This window comes from Vitreoscilla filiformis, assembly GCF_002222655.1.
Classification (GTDB): Bacteria; Pseudomonadota; Gammaproteobacteria; order Burkholderiales; family Burkholderiaceae_C; genus Ideonella; species Ideonella filiformis.
Genome location: NZ_CP022423.1, coordinates 3,251,773 through 3,276,784 on the forward strand (window position 1 = coordinate 3,251,773; position 25,012 = coordinate 3,276,784).

Annotated in this window: 24 protein-coding genes; 16 read left to right on the forward strand and 8 right to left on the reverse strand. The window is 63.9% G+C overall.

Annotation, left to right across the window (positions count from 1 at the left end; all coding sequences use genetic code 11):
• Window positions 1-37: 37 nt before the first annotated feature.
• From VITFI_RS15325 to VITFI_RS15345, 5 genes are all read right to left on the reverse strand, one after another.
• Window positions 38-2,368, reverse strand: a complete 2,331-nt coding sequence (locus VITFI_RS15325; RefSeq protein WP_089417721.1) for a methyl-accepting chemotaxis protein — start codon at window positions 2,366-2,368, stop codon at window positions 38-40.
• A gap of 65 nt (window positions 2,369-2,433) precedes the next feature.
• Window positions 2,434-2,970, reverse strand: a complete 537-nt coding sequence (locus VITFI_RS15330; RefSeq protein ID WP_089417722.1) for a chemotaxis protein CheW — start codon at window positions 2,968-2,970, stop codon at window positions 2,434-2,436.
• A gap of 28 nt (window positions 2,971-2,998) precedes the next feature.
• Window positions 2,999-3,364 carry a response regulator gene (locus tag VITFI_RS15335; RefSeq protein ID WP_089417723.1) on the reverse strand — a complete coding sequence of 122 codons (366 nt, stop codon included), beginning with the start codon at window positions 3,362-3,364 and terminating at the stop codon, window positions 2,999-3,001.
• A 62-nt stretch (window positions 3,365-3,426) separates the two neighbouring features.
• Complete coding sequence (locus tag VITFI_RS15340; RefSeq protein WP_269768732.1) at window positions 3,427-3,792, reverse strand: response regulator; 366 nt, start codon at window positions 3,790-3,792, stop codon at window positions 3,427-3,429.
• A gap of 114 nt (window positions 3,793-3,906) precedes the next feature.
• A complete protein-coding gene (locus tag VITFI_RS15345) occupies window positions 3,907-4,059 on the reverse strand; it encodes a rubredoxin (protein WP_089417724.1) in 153 nt (50 codons plus the stop codon).
• Between the two features lie 183 nt (window positions 4,060-4,242).
• Here VITFI_RS15345 and thiD point away from each other — a divergent pair, with 183 nt between their 5' ends.
• The 4 genes from thiD to mpl are packed head-to-tail and all read left to right on the forward strand — an operon-like array spanning window position 4,243 to window position 8,744.
• The gene (gene thiD, locus VITFI_RS18520) at window positions 4,243-5,211 is read left to right on the forward strand and encodes a bifunctional hydroxymethylpyrimidine kinase/phosphomethylpyrimidine kinase (protein WP_232476633.1); all 969 of its coding nucleotides are present in this window, start codon (window positions 4,243-4,245) and stop codon (window positions 5,209-5,211) included.
• A complete protein-coding gene (gene hemL / locus VITFI_RS15355) occupies window positions 5,201-6,523 on the forward strand; it encodes a glutamate-1-semialdehyde 2,1-aminomutase (RefSeq protein ID WP_232476634.1) in 1,323 nt (440 codons plus the stop codon). The genes thiD and hemL overlap by 11 nt, the downstream gene beginning before the upstream one ends.
• 3 nt (window positions 6,524-6,526) lie before the next feature.
• Entirely contained in the window at window positions 6,527-7,363 is an 837-nt protein-coding gene (locus tag VITFI_RS15360; RefSeq protein ID WP_089417726.1) for a D-hexose-6-phosphate mutarotase, read from the forward strand.
• 1 nt (window position 7,364) lies between these two features.
• On the forward strand, window positions 7,365-8,744 hold the full coding sequence (gene mpl / locus VITFI_RS15365; RefSeq protein ID WP_089417727.1) for a UDP-N-acetylmuramate:L-alanyl-gamma-D-glutamyl-meso-diaminopimelate ligase: 1,380 nt from the start codon (window positions 7,365-7,367) through the stop codon (window positions 8,742-8,744).
• 30 nt (window positions 8,745-8,774) lie between these two features.
• Here mpl and VITFI_RS15370 read toward each other — a convergent pair whose 3' ends face one another.
• Window positions 8,775-11,555, reverse strand: a complete 2,781-nt coding sequence (locus tag VITFI_RS15370; protein WP_198301519.1) for a zinc-dependent metalloprotease — start codon at window positions 11,553-11,555, stop codon at window positions 8,775-8,777.
• Between the two features lie 72 nt (window positions 11,556-11,627).
• On the opposite strand from VITFI_RS15370, the gene VITFI_RS15375 reads away from it, so the two are divergent.
• The 12 genes from VITFI_RS15375 to VITFI_RS15430 all read left to right on the forward strand — a co-directional run bounded on the left by VITFI_RS15375 (window position 11,628) and on the right by VITFI_RS15430 (window position 23,240).
• Window positions 11,628-12,239, forward strand: a complete 612-nt coding sequence (locus tag VITFI_RS15375) for a YqiA/YcfP family alpha/beta fold hydrolase (protein WP_089417729.1) — start codon at window positions 11,628-11,630, stop codon at window positions 12,237-12,239.
• On the forward strand, window positions 12,236-12,982 hold the full coding sequence (fabG, locus tag VITFI_RS15380) for a 3-oxoacyl-ACP reductase FabG (protein ID WP_089417730.1): 747 nt from the start codon (window positions 12,236-12,238) through the stop codon (window positions 12,980-12,982). The genes VITFI_RS15375 and fabG overlap by 4 nt, the downstream gene beginning before the upstream one ends.
• Before the next feature lie 42 nt (window positions 12,983-13,024).
• Window positions 13,025-15,061 carry a ribonuclease catalytic domain-containing protein gene (locus tag VITFI_RS15385; RefSeq protein ID WP_089417731.1) on the forward strand — a complete coding sequence of 679 codons (2,037 nt, stop codon included), beginning with the start codon at window positions 13,025-13,027 and terminating at the stop codon, window positions 15,059-15,061.
• Between the two features lie 34 nt (window positions 15,062-15,095).
• Entirely contained in the window at window positions 15,096-15,971 is an 876-nt protein-coding gene (locus VITFI_RS15390) for an energy transducer TonB (protein WP_089417732.1), read from the forward strand.
• A 3-nt stretch (window positions 15,972-15,974) separates the two neighbouring features.
• On the forward strand, window positions 15,975-16,844 hold the full coding sequence (gene aroE, locus VITFI_RS15395; RefSeq protein WP_198301520.1) for a shikimate dehydrogenase: 870 nt from the start codon (window positions 15,975-15,977) through the stop codon (window positions 16,842-16,844).
• Window positions 16,845-16,853: 9 nt separating this feature from the next.
• The gene (locus tag VITFI_RS15400) at window positions 16,854-17,666 is read left to right on the forward strand and encodes a transglycosylase domain-containing protein (protein ID WP_089417733.1); all 813 of its coding nucleotides are present in this window, start codon (window positions 16,854-16,856) and stop codon (window positions 17,664-17,666) included.
• Between the two features lie 5 nt (window positions 17,667-17,671).
• A complete protein-coding gene (locus VITFI_RS15405) occupies window positions 17,672-18,259 on the forward strand; it encodes a hypothetical protein (RefSeq protein WP_089418200.1) in 588 nt (195 codons plus the stop codon).
• Window positions 18,260-18,396: 137 nt separating this feature from the next.
• Complete coding sequence (accB, locus tag VITFI_RS15410; protein ID WP_089417734.1) at window positions 18,397-18,849, forward strand: acetyl-CoA carboxylase biotin carboxyl carrier protein; 453 nt, start codon at window positions 18,397-18,399, stop codon at window positions 18,847-18,849.
• 13 nt (window positions 18,850-18,862) lie between these two features.
• On the forward strand, window positions 18,863-20,215 hold the full coding sequence (gene accC, locus VITFI_RS15415) for an acetyl-CoA carboxylase biotin carboxylase subunit (protein ID WP_089417735.1): 1,353 nt from the start codon (window positions 18,863-18,865) through the stop codon (window positions 20,213-20,215).
• Between the two features lie 17 nt (window positions 20,216-20,232).
• Complete coding sequence (prmA, locus tag VITFI_RS15420) at window positions 20,233-21,147, forward strand: 50S ribosomal protein L11 methyltransferase (RefSeq protein ID WP_198301521.1); 915 nt, start codon at window positions 20,233-20,235, stop codon at window positions 21,145-21,147.
• Window positions 21,148-21,170: 23 nt separating this feature from the next.
• Entirely contained in the window at window positions 21,171-22,310 is a 1,140-nt protein-coding gene (locus VITFI_RS15425) for a zinc-ribbon and DUF3426 domain-containing protein (protein ID WP_089417736.1), read from the forward strand.
• A 15-nt stretch (window positions 22,311-22,325) separates the two neighbouring features.
• Window positions 22,326-23,240: a carbohydrate kinase family protein gene (locus VITFI_RS15430; RefSeq protein WP_089417737.1), complete on the forward strand. Its 915-nt coding sequence runs from the start codon at window positions 22,326-22,328 to the stop codon at window positions 23,238-23,240.
• Window positions 23,241-23,242: 2 nt separating this feature from the next.
• On the opposite strand, the gene VITFI_RS15435 is transcribed toward VITFI_RS15430, so the two are convergent.
• Both VITFI_RS15435 and VITFI_RS15440 read right to left on the reverse strand, forming a co-directional pair.
• Window positions 23,243-23,797, reverse strand: coding sequence for a hypothetical protein (locus VITFI_RS15435; RefSeq protein ID WP_089417738.1), 555 nt, complete (start codon window positions 23,795-23,797; stop codon window positions 23,243-23,245).
• A 45-nt stretch (window positions 23,798-23,842) separates the two neighbouring features.
• The gene (locus VITFI_RS15440) at window positions 23,843-24,961 is read right to left on the reverse strand and encodes a ribonucleotide-diphosphate reductase subunit beta (RefSeq protein WP_198301522.1); all 1,119 of its coding nucleotides are present in this window, start codon (window positions 24,959-24,961) and stop codon (window positions 23,843-23,845) included.
• Between the last annotated feature and the right edge of the window lie 51 nt (window positions 24,962-25,012).

The window sequence follows — 25,012 nt, forward strand, 5'->3', positions numbered from 1 at the left end:
GGGTCTGCGCGGGAGTCTCAGGAAACGGCCAAAGTCATCAGGCAATCTTGAATCGATCCACCGACTGGCGCAGCTCGTCAGCCGAGCGCGACAGATCGTGCACCATTTCAGCGGTCGAGCGTGTCCCTTCACCGGTTTGCTCGGTCACCGCAAAAATGTGCTGGATGTTGGCCGCCACGACGTTGGCGGATTCAGCTTCGCGGCGAGCTTCGTCCGAAATTTGTCCAATCAGTTGGGCCAGTTCGCGTGTCACACGGTCAATGTCTGCCAGCGCGGTACCGGCAGCGTCAGACAGCCGCGCCCCCTGCACCACACCCTGCGTCGACTGCTCCATAGCGGCCACAGCGTCTTGCGTGTCGGTCTGAATGGTTTTCACCAGAGCGGCAATCTGCCGAGTGGCGTCAGCGGAACGTTCGGCCAGCCGCTGCACTTCTTCAGCCACCACCGAGAAGCCTCGCCCGGCTTCACCCGCTGATGCGGCTTGGATGGCGGCGTTCAGAGCCAGCACGTTGGTCTGTTCGGTAATGTCCGAAATCAGCTCGGTAATTTCACCAATCTCTTGGGACGATTCACCCAGCCGCTTGATCCGCTTCGACGTTTCTTGGATCTGCTCACGCAGCGTGTTCATGCCGCCGATGGTGTCCATCACCGCCTGACGACCCGACGCCGCCGCCGCCAGCGACTTGCGAGCCACTTCAGCGGTCTGTTGCGCTTGTGCAGACACGTCATTGATGCGGCCGGCCATTTCGAGCACCGACTCACCGGTTTCACGAATTTCGCGCAGCTGCTCGGTCGAGGCGGCCAGCAGTTCCGTCGAGGTGGCTTCCACCTGCTGCGTCGTGCTGGACACCCGTTCAGCGGTCATCTGCACCTGGGCCACCAGCGAGCGCAGTTCTTCCACCGTGTAGTTCACCGAGTCGGCGATGGCGCCGGTGATGTCTTCGGTCACCGTTGCTTGTTGGGTCAAATCGCCTTCAGCCACGCTTTGCAGTTCGTTCATCAAACGCAAAATGGCGGCCTGGTTGGCGTCGTTGATGCGCTTGGCTTCGCGTTCTTGCTCTTCAGCGGCCAACCGTTGTGCTTCAGCTTGTTGGGCCCGCAGCGCCTGGTTGCGCACGTACAGCCGCAGGAAGCCCGCACCACCGGCCAACACCGACAGCGCCGACAAGGCCAGCACAATGGCGTGAATCACCCCCAGCCCACCCTGGCGCTCCAACGCGGCCTGCACCGATTCCAAGCCTTTGCGCAGCGGTTCGCTGTCGTTCAGGATGTTGGTCTGGGCCTCACGAGCGGACACCAAGCCCTGCAAGTTGCTCAAAATCGAGCTGGCCTGATTACGGGTTTCCTCGTACTGCTTGATCAGGAACTCCAGACGCTCACGCGTCTGCGGATCGTTGGTCGGAGGCAAGTGCAACTCGGGGTTGCCCTTGAGCAAGTTCTCGATCACTTCGCGGAACGAGTTCAAATCCTTACCCAGCAGGAACACGGCCTCAGGGCTCACGCCTTCCAGTGTCAAGAACTCGTTGGCGCTCTTGCCGATACGCTGGGTCAACATCACCAACTGACCCGCCGTCGATACCTCAATGGCGGAGGCATTGGCCTGCAACTTGAGCGAAGAAACGGTTTCGGAGGTTTCCAGCAGTTCTGTGGACTGGCGATTGATGGCCCGCAGCGCCTGACCGACTTGGGTCAACACAGCCTGCTGAGTCAAAATCACGGCGGCGTTCTTTTCCGCACGGTCGGCCAGCGGCAACAGCGGGTCGAGCACTTCCCGCACATTGGAGGGCACGGACGTCAGTTGATCGTTGCCGTTCTTCAAGCCCCGTGCGTTTCGGGCCAACACCTCGCTGCCCTCTTTCACTTCAGTGAAGGAAGCAGGCACCCCAATCAGCGCCTGGGTCACCGACTTGGCCAACCGTTGCGACTGCATCAGCGCCTGACCCGTGGCACCCAACTGGGCCGCCCGCTGGTTGGCAGCCGTCAGCGCCAAAGCCCCCGACAACAGGAAGGCCACAGACCCCACACCGACCAGCGCACCCAGCACGCGCTGCTGCACCACCGCAGAGCGCTTACCGATCAGGGGCAGCCCCGTGGACTCGTCGCCAAACGTCGAGGACGGCGCCAGCAGCGACACGTCGACATCCGTGTCTTGTGGGGGCACCGGCACGTTGTTGTCGCCACCCGACCAATCCCGCCCTCCTGCGGCAGCGGCCGCCCCGGGCTGCTTGGCAGCCAAGCGCTGGTCGATTTGGCTCAGCAACTGATCCATGTCCTGATGGTGCGGAGCCTCTGCGCCATCCATCGACGCATCCGGGTGCGCATCGGTGCGGTGACCGAACTTGTCCTTCAACTGATCAAGCAGGCTCATCTCATCCTCTTTTCATCGGCGCATGCCAAGCAGCAGGCATGGCAGGGTTGGCATGTGTCGGGATTTCACGCCGCCACATCCAGAAACAACGGGTCGCGCACCAGCGCCACCAAATCCAGCTCATCCCATTGACGCCCCTGTGTGTCGCGCCACTGACGTGGTGCGAAAGGAGGGCGACCTCGGGAACTGTCCTCGGGTGCCAGCAACTCAAGCTGATCAGCGTCACGCAAACCCGCCAAGCGATCCACCAGCACCGCGCAATTCACGCGCAACTGGGTGTTCAACGCGACCAGCTGAGCCCCTGAACGCAGGGGCGTGCCGGGAGTCTGGGGCGGACGCACGCGCAAGAACACCCCCAGATCGAGCACCGCGTTGAGCTGGCCACGCACATTGGCCACGCCCAGCAGCCAAGGTTTAGCGTGAGGGACGGGGGTCACGGCGTGCGCTGGCTGGATCTCACCGGCCTGCGTCAACGGCAGCAACAACCCCACCGAAGCACACTCCACCGCCAACCAACCGGAGCTGCGAGGGCGCTCCCGTGCAGCCTGAAGCCGGCTGGCCAGCCGAAGCTGCAACTCCCTGAGGGCATCTTTGTTTGACATGTCGATCCCGGGATAGCGAGCGCGGGACTCAGCCCAGGGCCTGGATCTTGGCCATCAGGTCGTTGGCGTCGACGGGCTTGACCACATAGTCGCGAGCCCCCTGACGCAACCCCCAGACGCGATCGGTTTCCTGGTTTTTGCTGGTACACATGATCACCGGCACGTCAACGAAACGCGGATCGCGCGTGATGGAGCGCGTGAGCTGAAAGCCATTGGTGCCCGGCATGACCACGTCCATGAGGATCAGATCCGGCTTGGCTTCTTCCAGGCGTCGCATGGCCTCTTCGCCGTTTTCAGCCGTGCGCACGCTGAAACCACGCTTGGTCAGGATGTCGGAAAGGTAGTGCAATTCCGTTTTGGAATCGTCAACCAGCAAGATGTTGTGAATGCTCATGGAGGTCCTTGTACGTCAGGCAATGATCTCAGGTGAAGTGCCACGGCAGCCGTGCGGCCCCATCAAGCGGCAGCCCTGGTGCTGAACTGCGCGACCACAGTCAGCAGTTGATCTTTGGTGAAGGGTTTGGTCAGGTAGTCATCCGAACCCACCATCCGACCACGCGCTTTGTCAAACACGCCATCTTTCGAAGACAGCATGATCACCGGCACTTTGGTAAAACGGGGGTTGCGCTTGATGATGGCGCAGGTCTGGTAGCCATCCAGGCGCGGCATCAAAATGTCACAAAAGATGACGTTGGGTTCCAAGTCATTGACCTTGGCCAGCGCGTCGAAACCATCCTCTGCCAGCACCACCTCGTAGCCGCCTTGCTTGAGAAAGATTTCCGCGCTGCGGCGGATCGTGTTGCTGTCGTCAATGACGAGCACCCGGGTTGTTCCCGGCTTTCTTGCCAGACCTTGTTCGGTCACCTTGCGCCCCTCAAGAGATGTGCACCCTGGGATGGGTCGATCCGGCCTGCACGGGCCGAGCCGACGGTCCTGTCAGATCTGAACCATTTCGAAGTCTTCCTTGCGGGCGCCGCACTCGGGACATGTCCAATTCATAGGCACATCGTCCCAGGCGGTTCCCGCAGGAATGTTGTGCTCGGGGTCACCCTCTGCCTCGCGATAAATCCATCCGCAGATCAGACACATCCAGGTTCGGGGTTCGCTCACGGTCACAACGCCAGATCACTACAATTGATTCTCTCGGAGTATAGCGACGGCCTGTGCCCAAACGGCAAGGCCGAGTCGCCAACTTCGCTGCGACACCCGTCGTACGCACAGCCCAATGGCCTCGGTCGTGCTGTGCTTTTCCCACCGCTTCCCGGCTCTCCGATGACCCACACCCTTTCCCCCGACACCGGCGCAGCGATGGATATCCCCCAAGACGCTTTGCCACCCGCCTGCGTGCTGTGCTTCAACGCCAACGATCCCAGCGGCGCCGGCGGCGTGGGCGGCGACATGGCCACCATCGCGGCCATGGGTGCCCATGCACTGCCCGTGATCACCACCCTGTTGCTGCGCGACACGGCTGAAATTTTTGACCAGCACCCCATCGACGCCGAAGTCATCGTCGAGCAAGCGCGCAACATCTTGGAAGACGTGACCCTGTCCGGCTTCAAGGTGGGCTTTCTGGGTTCGGCAGAAAACATCAGCGCGGTGGCCGAAATTCTGTCGGACTATGCCGAGGTGCCGGTGGTGAGCTACCTGCCGAACCTGTCGTGGATGGACGACGACGCGCAGCAAAGCTATCTGGAAGCTTTCCGCGAGTTGATTTTGCCGGCCACCGAGGTGTTGATTGGCAACCACAAAACCCTCACCGACTTTCTGCTGCCCGATTGGGAGTCCGACCGCCCCGCCTCACCACGCGAGCTGGCCGTGGCCGCAGCAGAGCGAGGCACGCCGCTGCTGTTGGTCACCGGGGTGATGCTGCCTTTGCGTGGCGCCGGCGCCACCCAGTTCATCGACAACGTGTTGGCCTCCGCCCAAGGCGCCATCACCGGTGAAAAGTTCGAACTGTTCGAGGTGGGTTTCATCGGTGCGGGTGAAACCCTCTCGGCGGCCATGGCGGCATTGCTGTCTGTGGGCAGCGAGGTTCACGCTGCCGTCGGTGAGGCGCTGCAATTTTTGGATCAGAGCCTGGATGCCGGTTTCCGCCCGGGCATGGGCAATGTCATTCCGGATCGCTTCTTCTGGGCCATTCCACCCGAAGAAGAGGGCTTGGAAGGCGAAGAACTTCTCACGCCCGACGCCGCCAACGATCCCCCCAACAACAAAAACGGAGGCCCACGCCGTGTCCACTGATTCCCGCACAACCAACGCTCAACTGTTTGAGCGCGCCCAGCGCAGCATCCCCGGGGGCGTGAACTCGCCCGTGCGAGCCTTCCGCGCCGTGGGCGGCACGCCGCGCTTCATCGCCCGCGCCGAGGGGGCTTACATGTGGGATGCCGAGGGCACCCGCTACATCGACTACATCGGCTCCTGGGGCCCCATGATCCTGGGCCACGGCCACCCCGCCGTGTTGGACGCAGTGCTGAGCGCCGCCCGCGAAGGCTTCAGCTTCGGCGCCCCCACCGAGCGCGAGGTGGAGTTGGCCGAGGCCATCATCGCCCTGGTGCCCAGCATCGAGCAAGTGCGCCTGGTGAGTTCGGGCACCGAAGCCGGCATGAGCGCGATCCGCCTGGCACGTGGTGCCACGGGCCGCAGCAAGATCATCAAGTTCGAAGGCTGCTACCACGGCCACGCCGACGCCCTGTTGGTGAAGGCCGGTTCGGGTTTGGCCACCTTCGGCCATCCCACGAGTGCTGGCGTGCCGCCCGAAGTGGTGCAGCACACGCTGGTACTGGAATACAACAACATCGCGCAGATCGAAGCCGCATTTGCCGCCCACGGCGCCGAAATCGCCTGCGTGATGATCGAGCCCATCGCCGGCAACATGAACTTTGTGCGCGCCGCCGTGCCGTTCGTGAAGCGCATCCGCGAGCTGTGTGACCAGCACGGCGCCCTCTTCATCTTCGATGAGGTGATGACGGGTTTCCGCGTGGCGCTGGGTTCGGCGCAAAGCCTGTACGCACAAGCCATCCCCGGCTTCACACCCGACATTTCGGTGTTCGGCAAGGTGATCGGCGGTGGCATGCCGCTGGCCGCGTTTGGCACCACGCGGCGCATCATGGAAAAGCTGGCGCCGCTGGGCCCGGTCTACCAAGCCGGCACCTTGAGCGGCAACCCGGTGGCCACGGCCTGTGGGCTGGCCACGCTGAAGGAAATCGCCAAGCCTGGTTTTTATGAGGCGCTGGCCGTCAAGACGAAGGCACTGGTGGCGGGCTTCCAAGCGGCAGCGGATGCCAACGGCATCCCGTTCTGCACCGACAGCCAAGGCGGCATGTTCGGTTTCTTCTTCGCCTCGGAGCTGCCGCAAAACTACCCGCAGGTGATGGCCTCGCACCAGCAGCGCTTCAACCGCTTCTTCCACGGTTTGCTGGATCGCGGGGTGTACCTCGCGCCGGCGCTGTACGAAGCCGGTTTTGTCAGCGCCGCCCACACCGAAGCCGACATCGCGGCCACGGTCTCCGCTGCGCATGAAGTCATGGCCGCCGAAGCCGCGCTGGGTGCCTGAGCGATGACGGTGCAACTCAGCGACTTCCAAGGCCAGCCCGCCCTGCGCCTGCGCGCCCCCGACGGCGCCCAAGCCACGGTGCTGCTGCATGGCGCACACCTCGTTTCGTGGGTGCCAGCCGGTGGCGAAGAACAGCTTTACCTTTCGCCCACCGCCCGTTATGGCGAAGGCACCTCGGTGCGCGGCGGCGTGCCGGTGATCTTCCCGCAGTTCAACCAACGCGGGCCGCTGCCGCGCCACGGCTTTGTGCGCAGCCGCGCTTGGCAACCGGTGGAGCAGGTGGTGCGCGGCGGTTGCGCCATCGGCGTGCTGCGGTTCGAGAGCGATGACACCACACGGGCGATCTGGCCGCACGATTTCAGCCTGGAACTAACCATCAGCATCACGGGCCGCGAGCTGGACATCGAGCTGGCCGTCACCAACACCGGCGAAACCGCCTTCGAGTTCACCGGCGCACTGCACACCTACTTGCGCTGCCTCGATGTGCTGCGCTTGCAGGTCGAAGGCCTGCAAAACGTGGCCTACGAAGACGCGGTGCTGAACCAGCCGGGCGAGCAATGGGGCGATGTGCTGACGGTGCTGGGCGAGCTGGATCGCATTTACTTCAATGTGCCTGGCCCGGTGACGCTGCGCGAACAAGGCCACCGCGTGCATCTCAGCCAAAGCGGCTTTGAAGATGTGGTGACCTGGACGCCCGGCACCGAACGCTGCGCCGCCCTGCCCGACATGCCCGACGACGATTGGCGCCAGATGCTGTGCATCGAAGCGGCACAGATCGCCAACCCGGTGCGCGTCGCGCCTGGCGAGGAGTGGATCGGCATGCAACAACTGCGCACCTGATATGCACCTGCACATTCTGGGCATTTGTGGCACGTTCATGGGGGGCTTGGCCGCCCTGGCCCGCGAAGCTGGCCACACCGTCACCGGTTGCGACGCCAACGTCTACCCGCCCATGAGCGACCAGTTGCGTGCCCTGGGCATCGAGCTGATCGAGGGTTATGGTGCTGAGCAACTGGCTTTGAAGCCGGACGTGTTCGTCATCGGCAACGTGGTCACACGGGGTGAGCGCTTCCCGTTGATGGAGGCCATCCTCAACGCTGGCGCGGCCTACACCAGCGGCCCGCAATGGTTGGCTGAACATGTGTTGCATGGTCGTCATGTGCTGGCCGTGGCCGGTACGCATGGCAAAACCACCACCACGTCCATGCTGGCGTGGGTGCTGGATCAAGCGGGTTTGCAGCCCGGCTTCCTGGTGGGTGGGGTGCCGCAAAACTTCGGTGTGTCGGCGCGTTTGGGGGCCTCCGGTGCGCCCTTCGTCATCGAGGCGGACGAGTACGACACCGCGTTTTTCGACAAGCGCAGCAAGTTCGTCCATTACCGCCCGCGCACGGCCATTCTCAACAACCTGGAGTTCGATCACGCCGATATCTTTGCTGATTTGGCCGCCATCGAAACCCAATTCCACCATTTGGTGCGTACCGTGCCCGCGCAAGGGCGGGTGGTGGTGAACCTGCGCGAAGAAGCGCTGGCACGGGTGCTCCAACGCGGCTGCTGGAGTGAGGTGGTGCATTTCGGCGCGCGCAAAGAAGTGCCCGGCGCCTTGCGTGCCCGGGGCGAGCCGCACGCTTTTGATGTGCTGCGCGGCAGCTTGAAGGTCGGGCGGGTCGAGTGGGCGTTGCTGGGGGAGCACAACCAGTTGAACGCCTTGGCCACGCTGGCAGCGGCTGAGCACGTCGGCGTGGCACCGGATCGCGCAGCGGCGGCGCTGAACCGCTTTGCCAACGTGCGCCGGCGCTTGGAGCTGCGCGGCGAAGCCGGCGGCGTCAAGGTGTACGACGATTTTGCACACCACCCGACGGCGATCCGCACCACGGTGGAGGGGCTGCGCCGCAAAATAGGGCCGGCAGAGCGCCTGTTGGCGGTGTTCGAACCGCGCTCTAACACCATGAAACTGGGCACCATGAAAGCCCAGTTGCCCTGGGCGTTGGAAGGCACCGATCTGAGTTTTTGCCACAGCGGCGGCCTCGATTGGGACGCCCGTCAAGTCTTAGCGCCTTTGGGTCAACGGGCCCAGGTTTGCGCCAACATCGACGCCACTGTGCAAGCCGTGGTGCGCGCCGCCCGCCCCGGTGACCACGTGCTGTGCATGAGCAACGGCGGCTTCGGCGGCATTCACGCCCAACTGCTGACCGCCCTGTCAGCGCGGACGGGGGGAGGCTGAGCGCGCCACCGCTGTCCGCGCTGCGCTCACTCAGTTGCGCGTCATCCCGGCGGACAGGGCTTCGGACAGCCATTTCAAGCTGTCCGCATAGTGCGCCCGAGACATCAAGCTCAGCCCGCCCTGCGCCGCCGCACCCTTCAGCTCGGTTTGCAAACGCTGCGCATGCCAGCGCAGCAAACTGATGCCATCGGCTGGCAGCGCTTCCGGGTTGCGCAAACACAGCACCAGCAAACGCAGGTGCTCCCGCTGCAAATTGCGGCGCATCAGCTCAACTTCTTGGCGGTTGCGGGCCTCTTTCCAGATCGCGTCTTGCAGGGTTTGGAACACCTCATCCAAGCGCAACGCGGAAGCCCGCTGTGCAGCCGGCAGGTAGTTGGGCGTATCGAGCACGCGCTGCACCGTCCCCGCATTGAAGATGCGGCTGAGCGCTTGCGATTGGTACTGGAGCACCAGCGTCGGGATGCTCACAGGCGATGGACGCCCCCACTCCCGATACTCAGGCGCAATGGCCGCCAAGAATTCCGGCTTGAAGCGGAAACTGCCCACCTCGAACAGCTCGGTCGTCAGCAGCCGCAGCGCCTCACGCTGGCGTGCGGCGTCAATGGGACGGTACAGCGGCCGCCCGGGCGCTTTGGGGTCTGGACGCTCCGCCGACATCCCCCCCACATGCTTGGCCAAAATCTCGGGAACACCTTGCAGGTGCCGGAATCCGCGCACCAATCCACGCCGAGCCCGTTGTACATCGTCACCCGGCTGGGGTTCGCGGTTTTGTACATGCGTCCACAACTCACGCGCCAAGCGGATTTTGCGCTCGCTCCAGCCCATCGGGTCATTGCCCAGATCGTGGCGGTTGTCCCGGGGATCGACCGCATTGGGGCCATCCACATCGGCATCGTCAGCGAAGGCCAACCCCGGCTCGTGGCTGCGCGAGGCAATGCGCTCCAACGCCTCGGCCTCTTGCTCAGGCGGTAACGGCTTGTAGGCGTACTCGATGGCCCAATAATCGTACGGCCCCAAGGTCGGCTGCACCATGGTCGTGCGGGGCTCGCCTCGCAGCGGCAGGTTGTAGGCGTTGTAATCCATCACCGAGCCGGAAATGCCTTGCTCAGCCGTCAGCACTGGGTTGCGCAAATGGGCGGGCGAAAACGCCGTCGAAGCGCGGAAGTTGTGCTTCAGCCCCAAGGTGTGCCCCACCTCGTGCATGATGGTTTCCTTCAGCACCGACTGCACGAACGCATCCGCCTCCGGGCTGTCTGGCGTCAGCTCGCCCCGGGCTTCGAGGATGTCCAGCGCAAAATGCATTTGCTGCGCAGCTTCGCTGGCGTAATGGCACTTGTCGCCGCTGTGATCGCGCTCCCACCAACTGCGCAGATTGGGCAGGGGCGGCGCGGGCGTGGCGTTCACGTCGTTCTCGACCAGCCACTGCCGGGGTGAGCGCGAAAACACGTCGGCCAACGCAATGTCAGCATCGATGATTTCGCCGCTGCGCGGATCGGCGTTGCGCGGCCCCACGGCCACCGAGGCATCCGACCCGATGTACCAACGGATCGAAGCGTGGTTGGCATCAAGGGTGTCAAAGTCCGCGCCCTGGGGCTGCTGGCGCACCTCAATGGCGTTTTTGAAACCGATGCGCTCAAACGCCTTGTTCCACTCCAGCACGCCCGCCGCCACCGCTGCACGGTAACGCTCAGGAATGTTCTGATCCAACCAGTACACGATGGGCTGAACCGGCTCCGACAGCGCCGCCGCCGGGTCTTTCTTCTCCAGGCGCCAGCGGTTGATGATGTAGACCTTCGGGTCGAACTTCTTCGGGTTGTGGCTGTAGTCGTGGTAGGCGTCGTTGAAGTGGCCGATGCGGCCATCAGCCACACGCGGGCGCATGGGTTGTTCGGGCAACTTGCGGAAGTTGTACACCACACCGACAAAGAAGCTGCGCGGATCGGGCAACGTCGATGGCAGCGACCACCCCGGTGCAGACGCCTGCTGCGACGGCGACGGCAAACGGGGCAGCACGTAATGCTGGCGCACGCTGATGCTGGTGGCGTTGTCTGTCCCTTGGGCCGACTCGATGCTCGAATTGCTGCGATCCAAACCAAAGGGCAGACGATAGGCCACCTCCACGGCGGAGCCATAGGCCATCAAGTCCCCCAGCAAGAAACCTGCGTCGATCAGCACCGATTTGCGTTCTGGGTGGGGCGCACTGGCCAGGGGCAAGGCGGCCAACAAGCTGTCCGAAAAGCTTTGGCTCACCGTGCGCTGCAAAGCAGGGTCATCTCCAGGACGAAAATCGGTGTTGCGGGCCAGCAACTGCATGCCACTGGGCGTGCGGCGGAACTCTATGAGCCAATTCGGCCCCATCTGCCCCGCGTACAGCCCCCGCTCCCCCGCCGACTGGCTGACGTTGACGCTGAACAACAGGGGTTGGTTGAGCAACTCGGCTGGAATTTCCAACCACACCCTGTCGTCCTTGCGCCACACGGGCACCAAACCCGGGGTGCATTGGGCCTCTCGCACCACTTCGGCAAAAGGCTTGCCCGCTTCAGCGGAGGTGGGCGCCCGGGGTTTGGCAGCGGGCGTTCCCGAGGCCGGTGTGCTGGCCCCAGCCCCACTGGCCGGGGCGGCAACAGGCTCAGGTGGCAGCGCAGTGCATGCGGCCACGCCACTGGTGCGGGCAGATCCAGCAGCCCCTTCGACCGCCGATTGCGCACCACCCACCCTCGGCGTCAGAAGCCCTGCCACCATCATGATGGCCACGATTCGCAGCAAACGCGGCTGCGACAAGGATGCAAAAAAGATCGGTACGGCTGACATGGCCCACAGTGTCGTGCAAGTTGGACTTCGAAGTGTCATTCATGCCTGAGCGCAATGGCTAAACTTGGTTCAATGCATGCCCCGACCCATCTGCTTTATTTGCATGGTTTTCGCTCCTCACCCCAGTCGATGAAGGCGCAGCGGCTGGCCCGGTGGGTGGCCGAACACCGACCCGATGTGCAGTATTGGTGCCCCCAACTGCCGCCTTCCCCACGCGATGCGCTGGACATGGTGCTGGCCGGCACCGCCGACTGGCCCGCCGAACGCAGCGCCGTGCTGGGCAGTTCGCTGGGCGGGTTTTACGCTTGGGTGGTGGCCGAACAGCGCCCCACCTGGCGCGCCGTGGCGATCAACCCCGTGGTGAACGCCGCACGTGACTTGGCCCGGCACATCGGCGAACAAAGCAACTGGAAAGACCCCACTGATCGGTTTTTCTTCCGCCCCGAGTTTGTGGACGCCCTGCGCGACATGGCCCCGTCTGCCCTCACCCGACCCGAACGCTACGCCGCCCTCATCGCCACCGGCGACGAAGTGTTGGATTGGCGCGAAATGCAGGCCCTTCATGCGCGAAGTCAGACACGCATCATCGAAGGCAGCGACCATGCGCTGTCGGATTTCGAGGCGCATCTGCCCTTCATCCTCCGTTTTCTCTCACTCCACGCCCCTGAGGCGTCTTGCTCATGACTCAGCGTCTTTCTTCCAAAGTCAGCATCATCACCGGCGCCGCTCAAGGCATTGGCCTGGCCACCGCGCTGAAATTCGCCCGTGAGGGCGCCATCGTCATCGCCGTCGATTTGCAGCAAGAAGGCGTGGACGCCACCGTCGCCGCTTGCCGTGAACTGGGCGCCACCGCCGAAGGTTTCGCCCTGAGCGTGACCGATCGTCCGGCCATCAACGCCATGGTCGCTGCCGTGAAGGAAAAGTTTGGCCGCATCGATGTGCTGGTGAACAACGCCGGCATCACCCGCGATGCGCGCCTGCAAAAAATGACCGAAGAGCAGTTCGACGCCGTGATCGACGTGAACCTGCGCGCCGTCTTCCACTGCGGCCAAGCCGTGGCGGACATCATGGTTGAGCAAAAGTCGGGCGTGATCCTGAACGCTTCGAGCGTCGTGGGCGTGTATGGCAACTTCGGCCAAACCAACTACGCGGCCACCAAGTTTGGCGTGATCGGCTTCACCAAGACGTGGAGCAAGGAACTCGGCCCCAAGGGCGTGCGCGTCAACGCCGTGGCACCGGGCTTCATCCTCACGCCGATGGTCGCTGCCATGCCGGAGAAGATCACCTCCACCCTGGCCGCTGACGTGCCGCTGCGCCGCCTGGGCCAGCCGGAAGAAATCGCCAACGTCTACGCCTTCTTGGCCAGCGACGAAGCCAGCTACATCAACGGTGTGGTGCTGGAAGTCACCGGCGGCATGACGCTCTGAGATCGCACCACGGGCGGCCCCATCGGCGACAATTCGCTGGTGATGTACGCCCTGTTCGATGATGCCGGCAAATTCCTCGCCGGCCGCGTGATGACCGAAGCCGACAGCTCGATGCAAATCGAGCTGGAGTCTGGCAAGCGCGTCAAAGTGAAATCCGCCAATGTGCTGCTGCGCTTCGACAAACCGCAGCCGGCACAGTTGCTCGCTGAAGCCCAAAAACAGGCCGTCGAGATCGACCTCGACATGACCTGGGAATTCGCCCCCGACGGTGAGTTTGGCTTTGCCGAGCTGGCGCGGGATTATTTTTCCGCCAGTGCTGGCCCCGAGCTGCAAGTGGCGATGCTGCTGCGCCTGTTTGAAGCGCCGCACTACTTCCGCCGCGCCGGCAAAGGCGTGTTCAAAAAGCAGCCGGACGACATCGTCAAGGCCGCATTGGCTGGCATCGAGCGCAAAAAGCAGCTCGCCGCGCAGATTGAGGCGTGGGCCGAAGAACTCGTGGCCGGCACCTGCCCGGCACCGGTGCGCGAGCAGCTCTACAAAATTTTGTTCAAGCCGGACAAAAACGGCGCCGAATACAAAGCCGTGGTGGACGCCGCCAAACGCAGCCAGCGCGCACCGCTGGATTTGCTGAAGGACGCCGGCGCCATCACCAGCCCCTACCAGTTCCACTGGAAGCGTTTCCTGTTTGAAACCTTCCCCAAGGGGGCCGGTTTCCCGCCGCTGCAAGCGCCCGAGATCACCGACGCACTGCCGCTGGCCGCCGTGCAAGCGTTCTCGATTGACGATTCGCAGACGACGGAAATCGACGATGCGCTCTCCGTCACCGGCTTGGGCAGTGGCGAGATTGTGTTCGGCATCCACATCGCCGCCCCGGCCCTGGCCATCGCGCCGGATTCGCCGGTGGACAAGGTGGCGCGAGATCGACTCTCCACCGTGTACATGCCGGGCTGGAAAATCACCATGCTGCCCGACGAGGTGGTGCAACGCTACACGCTGATCGAAGGGCGGGATTGCCCGGCGGTGAGCCTGTATGTGCGCATGGACGAAGCCACGCTGGCAATTCGCAGCAGCGAAACCCGGCTGGAGCGCGTGCCCATCGCCATGAACCTGCGCCACGACCAGCTCGACGAGGTGGTGACCGAGGCCAGCTTGAGCGGCGACGCCGTGGCCGAGTACCCGTTTGCGCCCGAGCTGGCGTTTTGCTTCCGCCTGGCCAAACATCTGAAAGCCCAGCGCGAGGTGGTGCGCGGCAAGCCCGAGCTGTTCAACCGACCGGACTACAACTTCCGCCTGGAGCGCGACGACACCGAGCACGCGCCGGACGGCAGCGAAACCGTGCGCATCACCGAACGCCGCCGGGGGGCGCCGCTGGACTTGATCGTGTCCGAAGCGATGATTTTGGCGAACAGCACCTGGGGCGGTTGGCTGGCCGAATGCGGCGTGCCGGGCATTTATCGCAGCCAAGCCAGCATGGCGCCGGGCGTGAAGGTTCGCATGGGCGTGAAACCCGCGCCGCACGCCGGCATGGGCGTGGCGCAGTACACCTGGGCCACCTCGCCGCTGCGCCGGTATGTGGACATGGTGAACCAGTGGCAGATCATCGCCTGCGCCCGCCACGGTCGCACCGCTGCACTGGTGGCGCCGTTCAAGCCCAAGGACGCGACGCTGTTTGCCATCATCTCCAGCTTTGACGGCGCTTATTCGGCGTACAACGGCTTCCAATCCAGCATCGAACGCTTCTGGACAATGCGCTGGATCGAACAGCAAGGCGTCACCGAGCTGGACGCCGCCGTGATGAAGGATGGCCTGGTGCGCGCCGACACGCTGCCGCTGGTGTTCCGCGCCCTGGGCTGCGAAAACCTGCCGCGCCACGCCAAGGTGCGGGTGCGCATCACTGGCTTGGACATGCTGACGTTGGAGGTTCACGCCAACTTGCTGACGCGCTTGGATGACATCGCCGCCAGCGCCAGCGACGACACCGAGGACGAGGACGACGCCCCGACCACCGGCGCCATCACCTTGGCCATCGATGTAGCCGATGGCGCCACCGAGGATCCTGCGTCCGCACCCGCCGCCTGATCCGTTCCACCGCCCTTCGCTCTGCTTTCTCGCCATGGCTTCGACTTCGCCCCGCTGGCGCCCCACCGCGATGCAAATCGCCCTCGCCTTGTCGGTGGGGGTGCATGGGGGGCTGTTGTCCCTGCGGCTGGCCGATCCGGAACGCTTCAATCGCTTGTTTGACGATCTGCCAATGCAGATCATCCTCGTCAATGCGCGCTCCGAAGAGGCGCCCATCGAAGCCCAGGCGGCGGCGCAGGTCAGCTTGGCCGGCGGAGGAGAGGCCGAGGAAGGCCGCGCCACCTCGCCCCTGCCCTCCTCAGAAACCGACACCCCCGGCGATGGCCCCGATGAGGCACAGCACAGCATCGCCCAGTTGCAGCAAATGCAAATGCAACTGCTGGCGCGGGTGCGCCAGGAGCTGGCCGACCTCGCGCCACCCGATCCCACCCGCACCTTAGACGCCAGCGAGCAAGCACGCCGCGAGGAGCTGCGCCGCCAGAAACTGCGCCAACTGGCGGAGATTGAAAAGCGCATCCAAGAGGAAAACGCCCGGCCACGCAAGCGTTTCATCAGCCCCGCCACACGCGAGGTGGTGTACGCGCTCTACTACGATGCGCTGCGCCGCAAAATCGAGGAACGTGGCACGCGCAACTTCCCCACCTACCAAGGGGAAAAACTGTACGGTGAATTGCTGATGAACTTCACCATCGATGCCACTGGGCGGGTGCGTCACGTCGAAGTCGTGAACCCCTCGAAAAATCCAGAACTGGATCGCCGGGCGCTGGCCATCGTGCAGACCGCCGCCCCCTTCGGCCCTTTCACCGAAGACATGCTGCGCGAAGCCGACGAAATCGTGGTGACCTCGCGCTTCCGCTTCACCCGCTCCGACCAGTTGGAAACCTCCCTCGGATCGTCGGATTCACGCTGACCCATGACGACCTCATCTTCCTCCACTTTGGCCCCGGATCGCTACGCGGTCATGGGTCATCCGGTGGCACACAGCCGCTCGCCTGCCATCCATGCTGCTTTTGCGCAAGCCACGGGTCAACACCTGACCTATGAGCGCGTGCTGGCCCCGCTCGACGACTTTGCCAGCACGGTGCGCACGTTCGCGGCGGCTGGGGCGCGTGGGTGCAACGTCACGGTGCCGTTCAAGTTTGAAGCGTTCGCGCTGTGCCCACGCGCCACGGCGCGTGCCACCCTGGCGGGTGCGGCCAACACCCTGCGCTTTGACGCCGAAGGTTGGCTGGCCGACAACACCGACGGCGCCGGCTTGGTGCGCGACATCACCCACAACGCCGGCGTGCCGCTGGCGGGCCGGCGTGTGCTGCTGATTGGCGCGGGCGGCGCTGCCGCTGGCGTGCTTGGCCCCTTGCTGGAAACGGCACCCGCCGAACTGGTGCTGGCCAACCGCACCCTGGCCAAGGCCGAAACCCTGGTGGCCAGCCATGCCGCATTGGCAACCCACCACGCGGTGACACTGCGGGCCAGCACCTTGGAGGAATGTGGCGCGGGTTTCGATGTGGTGATCAACGGCACCGCCAGCAGCTTGGGCGGCCAAGGTATCCCCGTCGGCGCCGAGGTGCTGGCACCGGGCGCTCTGGCTTTGGACATGATGTACGGCCCCGCCGCCCGCCCGTTCCTAGACTGGGCACAAGCGCACGGCGCCCAGGGACGGGACGGGCTGGGCATGCTCGTGGAACAGGCGGCGGAAGCCTTCGCCGTGTGGCGCGGGATGCGTCCGGACACGGCTGCGGTGCTCCAAGCCCTGCGGGCCGATGTGGATCAGGCCGCCCACTGAACCCCGTCCATGGCGCTGCCCACCCTTTCCCCACCCCGCCCCACGCCCCGCGTGCTGTTCTGGCAAGCCCTGCGGTTGATCGGCTTGCTGCTGCTGTGCGGAGTGTGTTTGCAGCTTTACTTTGTGGTGCGTGTCGCGTTGATGATCGTCATCGACCCGCAATCGACCACATTTGAGCGCAGTGAAATCTGGCGCCTGATGCGCGAACCCGACACCGCCCTGCAATGGCGCCAGACCTGGGTGGCGGACAGTGGCTTGTCCGTGCATCTCAAGCGGGCGGTGATCTCCAGTGAGGATGCGTCGTTCATCGAACACAACGGCGTGGACTGGGACGCCCTGCGCAACGCCTGGGAACGCAATCGCCGCGCCGAAGCCCGCGCCGAGCGTCTGAATCAACAACTGGAGCGCCGCCAAGAGGCCACCGGCCAAACCAGCCCGAACAAGGTCAGCGCCAAGATCATTGGCGGCTCCACCATCACCCAACAATTGGCGAAGAACTTGTTTTTGTCGGGTGAGCGCACATCGATGCGCAAGGCGCAGGAGTTTCTCATCACCTTCATGCTGGAGGGTTTGCTGAGCAAACGCCGCATTCTCACCATCTACCTGAACCACGTCGAATGGGGTGAAGGCGTGTTTGGTGCCGAAGCGGCGGCGCAGCGTTATTTCCGAGCTGCCGCCCATCAACTGAACCCGAGCCAAGCTGCTCGTTTGGCGGTGATGCTGCCCGCCCCGAAACGCTTCGAAAAACAGCCCCGCTCGCCTTATTTGAACAACCGCACTGCCCTGATCATTGGCCGCATGGGTGCCGCCGACCTCCCTTGATGTTCATGGATGACGATGACCTGCCCCTGGCCCACCACGCCGCCCGCTTGGTGGTCGAAGAAGGCTTAGAGTATGCCGAGGCCAAACGCAAAGCCGCACGCCAGTTGACCGGCGGAGGGCGTGGCCGTCGTGCCGAACTGCCCAGCGACGATGTGTTGGAAGACGCCGTGCGCGAGTACCTGGCCATCTTCGCCGCCGACACCCAACCCGGTGAACTGCGCGCCCTGCGCGAGCTGGCCCAGCGCTGGATGCAACGGGTGAGTGAGTTTCGCCCGCACCTGGGTGGGGCCGTTTGGCGCGGCACGGCCACACGTTTGTCCAGCCTGCGCATCGACCTGTATTGCGACGAGCCCAAAATGGTCGAAATCGCTTTCCTCAACCAGGGCTGGGACTTTGACAGCCGAGGCGGCGAGCGCGAAGGCCCCTTCGTGCTGACCTTGGCGGCCCCGTGTCGCGCTTTGGGCGAAAGCGTCACCCTGCACTTCATCGTTCACGATGCCGACGCAGTGCGCGGCGCCCTTCAGCCCGATGCACGCGGCCAAAGCTGGCGCGGTGATCTCCCCGCACTGAACCGCCTGCTCGCAAGCACCTAACCCAAGTCAATTGGACGTTGTTTTATTTTGAGCGACGTTCGTTGCCATAGGCTCCAATAAGCTAAAGTTCGGCACCCCGAAACCAGGCCGACCCACGCCGTGACGTGTCGTGCCCACCTTGATTGGAGTCTCCCCTCATGGATCTGCGCAAGCTCAAAACCCTGATCGACCTGGTCTCTGAGTCGAACATCGCCGAACTCGAAATCACCGAGAACGAAGGCAAAGTGCGGATCGTGAAGTCCGGCGGCGCCCCGGTGATGATGCAGGTTCAAGCCCCCGCCCCGATGGCCATGGCCGCCGCCCCCATCACCACCGCCCCGACCGGCGCGCCCGCTCCGGTGGCCCCGGCTCTGAGCGGCCATGTGGTCAAGTCGCCGATGGTAGGCACGTTCTACGCTTCGTCCACACCGGGCGGCAAGCCGATGGTGGATGTGGGCAGCGCCGTCAAGGAAGGCCAAGCGCTGTGCATCATCGAAGCCATGAAGATCATGAACGAGATCGAGGCGGACAAGGCCGGCACCATCACCAAGGTCATGGTGAGCAACGGCCAGGCGGTGGAATACGGTCAGCCGCTGTTCATCATCGAATAAGGCGCGGCCCGTCATGTTCAAGAAAATCCTGATCGCCAACCGGGGCGAAATTGCGCTGCGCATCCAGCGCGCCTGCAAGGAAATGGGCATCCAAGCGGTGGTCGTCTACTCGGAAGCCGACCGCGACGCCAAGTATGTGCGCCTGGCCGACGAAGCCGTGTGCATCGGCCCAGCCCCTTCGGCGCAGAGTTACCTCAACATGCCGGCCATCATCGCCACGGCTGAAGTGACGGACGCCGAAGCGATTCACCCAGGTTACGGTTTCCTGAGCGAAAACGCCAACTTCGCCGAGCGCGTCGAGCAAAGCGGTTTCACCTTCATCGGCCCGACGCCCGCCTCGATCCGCCTGATGGGCGACAAGGTGTCGGCCAAGCAAGCCATGATCGCTTCGGGCGTGCCCTGCGTGCCCGGCTCAGAAGGTGCGCTGCCGGACGATCCCAAAGAAATCACCAAAACCGCACGCGACATCGGCTACCCGGTGATCATCAAAGCCGCCGGCGGCGGCGGCGGACGCGGCATGCGCGTGGTTCACACCGAAGCGGCGTTGCTGCACGCGGTGCAAACCACCAAGGCGGAAGCCGGTGCGGCCTTCGGCAACCCGGAGGTCTACATGGAGAAGTTCCTTGAGAACCCGCGCCATGTGGAAATCCAGATCATGGCCGACCAGCACGGCAACGCCATCTGGCTGGGCGAGCGCGACTGCTCGATGCAGCGCCGCCACCAAAAGGTGATCGAGGAAGCGCCAGCCCCCGGCATCCCGCGCAAGACGATTGAGAAAATCGGCCAGCGTTGCGCCGATGCTTGCAAGAAGATCGGTTATCGCGGCGCCGGCACCTTCGAATTCTTGTACGAAAACGGCGAGTTCTACTTCATCGAGATGAACACCCGCGTGCAGGTCGAACACCCGGTGACCGAGCTGGTGACGGGCATCGACATCGTGCAAGCCCAAATCCGCGTGGCCGCTGGCGAAAAGCTGGCTTTCACGCAAAAGGACATCGGGGTGCGTGGCCACGCCATCGAGTGCCGCATCAACGCGGAAGACCCGTACAACTTCCTGCCGTCGCCGGGGCGCATCACGCTGTGGCACGCACCGGGTGGCCCGGGGGTGCGCGTGGATTCGCACGCTTACACCAACTACTATGTGCCGCCCAACTACGACTCGATGATCGGCAAACTCATCGTCCACGGTGACACCCGCGAGCAAGCCTTGGCGCGCATGCGCACGGCCTTGTCGGAAATGGTGGTGGAAGGCATCAACACCAACATCGCGCTGCACCGCGATCTGATGATCGACGCCGGTTTCGGCAAGGGTGGCACCAGCATCCATTATTTGGAGCACTGGCTGGCGGATCGTCGTCGCAGCTGATTGAAAGGAAATGGCCGATGGCCCTGTATGAACTCGTGCTGACGACGCCGCAAGCGTTGGTCGAACCCGTCTGCGATGCGCTGATGGACGAGCTGGAGGCGCTGTCGGCTTCCGTGGAAGACGCCGATGCCGACACCGAAGACGAACAACCCTTGTTCGGCGAACCCGGCATGCCGGCCCCGCGCCCGGGCTGGGATCGTTCGGTGATCAAAGCCCTGTTCGAGAACACCGAACAGGCCGAGGCCGCCCTCACCCTGCTGTTGGCGCAGGACTGGACGGAGGGGTTGCACGCCCAAGGCCTGCACCCCGTGGACGAACAGGACTGGGTGCGCCTCACCCAATCCCAATTCGCGCCGGTGGACATCACGCCCACGTTTTGGATCGTGCCGAGCTGGCACGAGGTGCCCGCCAGCGCGGAAAAAGTGCTGCGCCTCGACCCGGGTCTGGCCTTTGGCACCGGCACGCACCCGACCACGCGCATGTGCCTGGGCTGGATCGCCCACAACGCCCCCGCATTCGGCACCACCTGGCACCGTGTGCTGGACTACGGCTGCGGCTCGGGCATCTTGGCCATCGGTGCGGGCATGCACGGTGCGCAAGCTCTGGACGCGGTGGACATCGACCCCGCTGCTGTCGAAGCCACCACCGCCAACGCCGAAGCCAATGGCGTGGCGGTGAACGTCGGCCTGCCCGAGCTGGCGCAGGGGGAATACCCGCTGGTGCTGGCGAACATCTTGGCCACGCCGCTCAAGCTGCTGGCGCCGTTGCTGTGCAGCCATGTGGCCCCAGGTGGGCACCTGGTGCTGGCCGGCATTCTTGACCGCCAAGCCGATGAGTTGAAGCAGGCTTACGCCCCGTGGTTGCAGTTGGAAGTGCTGCAAGAACAAGAGGGTTGGATTCTCATGGGTGCCCAGCGTGCGCTGACCCACTGAGCGGCCATGGCATCATCCGCGCCATGAGCCTTCTCACCCGCTGCCACGCCTGCCACATGGTGTTCCATGTGGTGCAAGACCAGTTGAAAGTCTCCGAGGGCTGGGTACGCTGCGGACGTTGCGGTGAAGTTTTCAACGCCCTCGAACACCTGTTCGAAGCCGACGCCGCCGCTCCCGCTGGTGCCCCCACGCCGACGCCCCTCGCCGGCACCTCGGCCACCGAACCCGACTCCCAGTTGCACACCGATTTCGGTGCCAGCACCTTGGCGGCGTCGGACTTCGGGCCATTGCCAGCCCCGTCACGCCAACCACCGACGTGGGATCTTCCGCCGTTGACCACCGCACCGCCGCCGGTGCCAGCGGTCACCGCTGTGGCAGTGCCCGTCCCCGCGCTGACGGTGGTGCTGCCTCAGCCGCCGACGGTCACGCCACCCGCCGCCGATGGGCCAGCGCCCGCACCCGCCACCGAAGCCCCCCCTCAGCCACCCGCGCCAGCGCCCGAGCAACCTCCCGCTGCGTCCCCTTCCCCTGTGACGCCGCCACCGTCCACCGAACAACCGCCCCCAGCGCCTCCGGTACCGCCAGAAGCCTCCTCCACAGCGGCTGAACCCGTGGCCGTGACGGCGGACACGGCTCCCACCGTCCATCCTGTGCCCGGTTTTTTGCAAGATCCAGCGGCAGCACGCTGGTATCACCGCCGCTGGGCCCGCTGGATGATGGCCTTGTTGGCGCCATTGCTGGTGCTGTTGCTGGGGCTGCAAGTGCTGGTGCAGTACCGCAACGAACTGAGCACGCATTACACCGGCCTGCGCGGCTACTTGGTGAAGATGTGCAGTGTGGTGGGCTGTCAGTTAGAGAGTCCACGCGCTTTGGAACAACTGGTGCTGGTCAGCAGCAAAATTCAGCAGACCAGCGCCAAAAACGTGCTGCATCTGCGCGCCGAGCTGCACAACCGGGCACGCCATCCCGTGCGCACGCCATCCCTGGATCTGACCCTGACCGATGCCTACGGCCAGGTGCTGGTTCGTAAGATGCTGCAACCACAGGAACTGCGCAGCCCGGGAGAGTCGATCCGGGGCAGCAACAGTTGGCAGATCAGCGCGTTCATTGATGTGGGCACCTTGCCCGTGGCCGGCTTCTCGCTGGTCTTGTTTTACCCTTGATGGCACCGATTCCCCATGGCCAGTCTTGTCTGCGGTTCTCTTGCGTTTGACACCATCACCGATTTTCCCGGCCGCTTCGCCGAGCAAATCCTGCCTGATCAAGTTCACATCCTGAATGTTTCTTTTTTGGTGCCAACGCTGCGGCGCGAGTACGGCGGTTGCGCAGGCAACATCGCCTACAACCTGAATGCTCTGGGCGGACAGGCCGTGGTGCTGGCCGCCGTCGGGGGAGATGGCACGGGTTACTTGGCCCATCTGAGCCAACTGGGCATCGATGTGAGCGCCGTTCTCACCGACAGCGACAGCTACACCGCCCAAGCCATGATCATCACGGATCGGGACAACAACCAGATCACGGCATTCCATCCCGGTGCGATGCAATCAGCGCATCAAATCGGCTTGCCGGCCCGCGAGGACATTCGCCTGGCCATCGTTGGCCCTGACGGTCGGGAGGCCATGCTGCGCCACGCCCGTGACCTGAAAGCGGCGGGCATCCCGTTCATTTTCGATCCAGGACAAGGCTTGCCCATGTTCAACGGTGAGGAGCTGCGGGCCTTCATCGCGCAAGCCACCTGGGTGGCGGTCAATGACTACGAAGCGCGCATGCTGTGTGAGCGCACCGGCTTGAGTTTGGCGCAAATCGCCGACAGCCACCTGGAAGGCCTGCTGGTGACGTTGGGCGCGGAAGGCTGCGACGTGTGGGTGAAGGGCCACTGCACCCGCGTGGCCGGGGTGAAGGCCGATGCGGTGGTGGATCCGACCGGCTGCGGCGATGCATTCCGGGGCGGCCTGCTCTACGGTTTGGAACAAGGCTGGCCGCTGGAGCGCTGCGTCGAGCTGGGCAACCGGCTGGGCGCGCTCAAGATCGGCCATCGGGGTGGGCAAAACCACCCCATCGACCGCGCAGCCTGGGGCTGCGCGCCGCGCTGATCTCAGGGCTTGTTGCCCGTCGGGAAAGGCCAAGCGGCGTTGGGGCTCAGCGTGGTCTTGGCCGAGGGCGCAGCGGCGGGGGCCGGTGCTGCGGCAGCCTTCTTGGTGGCTGCGGCTTTCTTGGGCGCTTTGGCCGGGGCGGCGGCCTTGGGAGCTTCGTCCACAACGGCGGCGGGGGCCGGTGCTGCGGGTTCCGGCGTCACTTCGGGGACGGCTTCGGTCACTTTCTTGGCACTGGCGCGCTTGGCAGTGCTCTTGAGCGTGGGCTTGACCGGCGTCGCCGAAGCTTCTGCGATCACCGGAGCCGCTGCCTTTTTCTTAGCCGCTGCCTTCTTGGGAGCAGCCTCAGGTTCAACGGGTGCCGGTGCCACAGCGGCGGGTGCTTCAACAACAGCCGGTGCCTCCACGGCGGCCGGGGCAGCCGCCACCGTCTCGGTCACAGCGGCCTTGGCCACGCGCTTGGACGACTTCAGCGTCGGCTTGACCGGCGTGGCCGAAGCCTCAGCCAGCACAGGCGCGTCTGCGGTTGCGGTTTTGGTTGTCTTCTTGGTCGCCATGAACAAACTCCTTGAGAGAAATTTCGGGGAATAACAAGCCAGGGTTCAATCCCAGCTCAGGGCACCACCCGACTGGTACTCGATGACGCGAGTTTCGAAGAAGTTGCGCTCCTTCTTCAAATCGATCATTTCGCTCATCCAGGGGAAGGGGTTTTCCTCGTTCGGGAACAGCGGATCGAGGCCGATCTGAGTCGCACGCCGGTTGGCGATGTACCGCAGATAACCCTTGAACATCGCTGCGTTGAGCCCGAGCACGCCACGCGGCATGGTGTCTTCGGCGTAGGCGTATTCCAAATCGACGGCACGCAGGAACAGCGAGGTGATCTCGGCTTTGAACTCGGCGGTCCAGAGGTGCGGATTTTCCAGCTTGATTTGGTTGATGAGGTCGATGCCGAAGTTGCAGTGCATGGACTCGTCGCGCAGGATGTACTGGTACTGCTCGGCAGCGCCCGTCATTTTGTTCTGCCGACCCAGCGCCAAAATTTGCGTGAAGCCGACATAGAAGAACAGCCCTTCCATCAAGCAGGCAAAGACGATGAGCGAGCGCAGCAGCGTCTGATCGGCCTGCGGGGTGCCGGTCTTGAACAGGGGGTTCATGATCGCGTCGATGAACGGGATCAGGAACTCGTCCTTGTTCCGAATCGAGGGCACCTCGTGGTAGGCGTTGAAAATTTCGCTCTCATCCAGCCCCAGGCTTTCCACGATGTACTGGTAAGCGTGGGTGTGAATGGCCTCCTCGAACGCCTGGCGCAACAAAAACTGGCGGCACTCGGGCGCCGTGATGTGGCGATACGTGCCCAGCGTGATGTTGTTGGCGGCCAGTGAGTCGGCGGTGACAAAAAAGCCCAGGTTGCGCTTGATGATGCGGCGCTCATCGTCGCTCAAGCCGTGCGGGTCTTTCCAGGTGGCGATGTCCCGGCTCATGTTGACTTCCTGCGGCATCCAGTGATTAGCGCAGGTGGCGAGGTACTTTTCCCAGGCCCATTTGTACTTGAACGGCACCAACTGGTTGACGTCGGTTTGGCCGTTGATGATGCGCTTGTCGGCCACGTTCACCCGACGCTGGCCGGGTGCCAAGTTGTCAGACTGAAGCGTGGCCGCAGAAGGCGACATGGCCGGGGAAGTCCCGCCCAGCGGGAAATCGTCATCGTCGAAGTTCAACATAGGGAGGGCGAATTATCGTGATTCAGGGGGTTTTGACAACGGCCAAAAAGG

Coding starts and splice junctions, on each gene's coding strand:
- VITFI_RS15390 (WP_089417732.1), top strand. CDS start 15,096: ATGGCTTCGACTTCGCCCCGCTGGCGCCCCACCGCGATGCAAATCGCC.
- VITFI_RS15435 (WP_089417738.1), bottom strand. CDS start 23,797: ATGGCGACCAAGAAGACAACCAAAACCGCAACCGCAGACGCGCCTGTG.
- accC (WP_089417735.1), top strand. CDS start 18,863: ATGTTCAAGAAAATCCTGATCGCCAACCGGGGCGAAATTGCGCTGCGC.
- thiD (WP_232476633.1), top strand. CDS start 4,243: ATGACCCACACCCTTTCCCCCGACACCGGCGCAGCGATGGATATCCCC.
- VITFI_RS15375 (WP_089417729.1), top strand. CDS start 11,628: ATGCATGCCCCGACCCATCTGCTTTATTTGCATGGTTTTCGCTCCTCA.
- accB (WP_089417734.1), top strand. CDS start 18,397: ATGGATCTGCGCAAGCTCAAAACCCTGATCGACCTGGTCTCTGAGTCG.
- VITFI_RS15330 (WP_089417722.1), bottom strand. CDS start 2,970: ATGTCAAACAAAGATGCCCTCAGGGAGTTGCAGCTTCGGCTGGCCAGC.
- VITFI_RS15425 (WP_089417736.1), top strand. CDS start 21,171: ATGAGCCTTCTCACCCGCTGCCACGCCTGCCACATGGTGTTCCATGTG.
- VITFI_RS15370 (WP_198301519.1), bottom strand. CDS start 11,555: ATGTCAGCCGTACCGATCTTTTTTGCATCCTTGTCGCAGCCGCGTTTG.
- mpl (WP_089417727.1), top strand. CDS start 7,365: ATGCACCTGCACATTCTGGGCATTTGTGGCACGTTCATGGGGGGCTTG.
- VITFI_RS15385 (WP_089417731.1), top strand. CDS start 13,025: ATGTACGCCCTGTTCGATGATGCCGGCAAATTCCTCGCCGGCCGCGTG.
- VITFI_RS15430 (WP_089417737.1), top strand. CDS start 22,326: ATGGCCAGTCTTGTCTGCGGTTCTCTTGCGTTTGACACCATCACCGAT.
- VITFI_RS15440 (WP_198301522.1), bottom strand. CDS start 24,961: ATGTTGAACTTCGACGATGACGATTTCCCGCTGGGCGGGACTTCCCCG.
- VITFI_RS15335 (WP_089417723.1), bottom strand. CDS start 3,364: ATGAGCATTCACAACATCTTGCTGGTTGACGATTCCAAAACGGAATTG.
- VITFI_RS15345 (WP_089417724.1), bottom strand. CDS start 4,059: ATGTGTCTGATCTGCGGATGGATTTATCGCGAGGCAGAGGGTGACCCC.
- prmA (WP_198301521.1), top strand. CDS start 20,233: ATGGCCCTGTATGAACTCGTGCTGACGACGCCGCAAGCGTTGGTCGAA.
- aroE (WP_198301520.1), top strand. CDS start 15,975: ATGACGACCTCATCTTCCTCCACTTTGGCCCCGGATCGCTACGCGGTC.
- VITFI_RS15360 (WP_089417726.1), top strand. CDS start 6,527: ATGACGGTGCAACTCAGCGACTTCCAAGGCCAGCCCGCCCTGCGCCTG.
- VITFI_RS15325 (WP_089417721.1), bottom strand. CDS start 2,368: ATGAGCCTGCTTGATCAGTTGAAGGACAAGTTCGGTCACCGCACCGAT.
- VITFI_RS15405 (WP_089418200.1), top strand. CDS start 17,672: ATGGATGACGATGACCTGCCCCTGGCCCACCACGCCGCCCGCTTGGTG.
- fabG (WP_089417730.1), top strand. CDS start 12,236: ATGACTCAGCGTCTTTCTTCCAAAGTCAGCATCATCACCGGCGCCGCT.
- VITFI_RS15400 (WP_089417733.1), top strand. CDS start 16,854: ATGGCGCTGCCCACCCTTTCCCCACCCCGCCCCACGCCCCGCGTGCTG.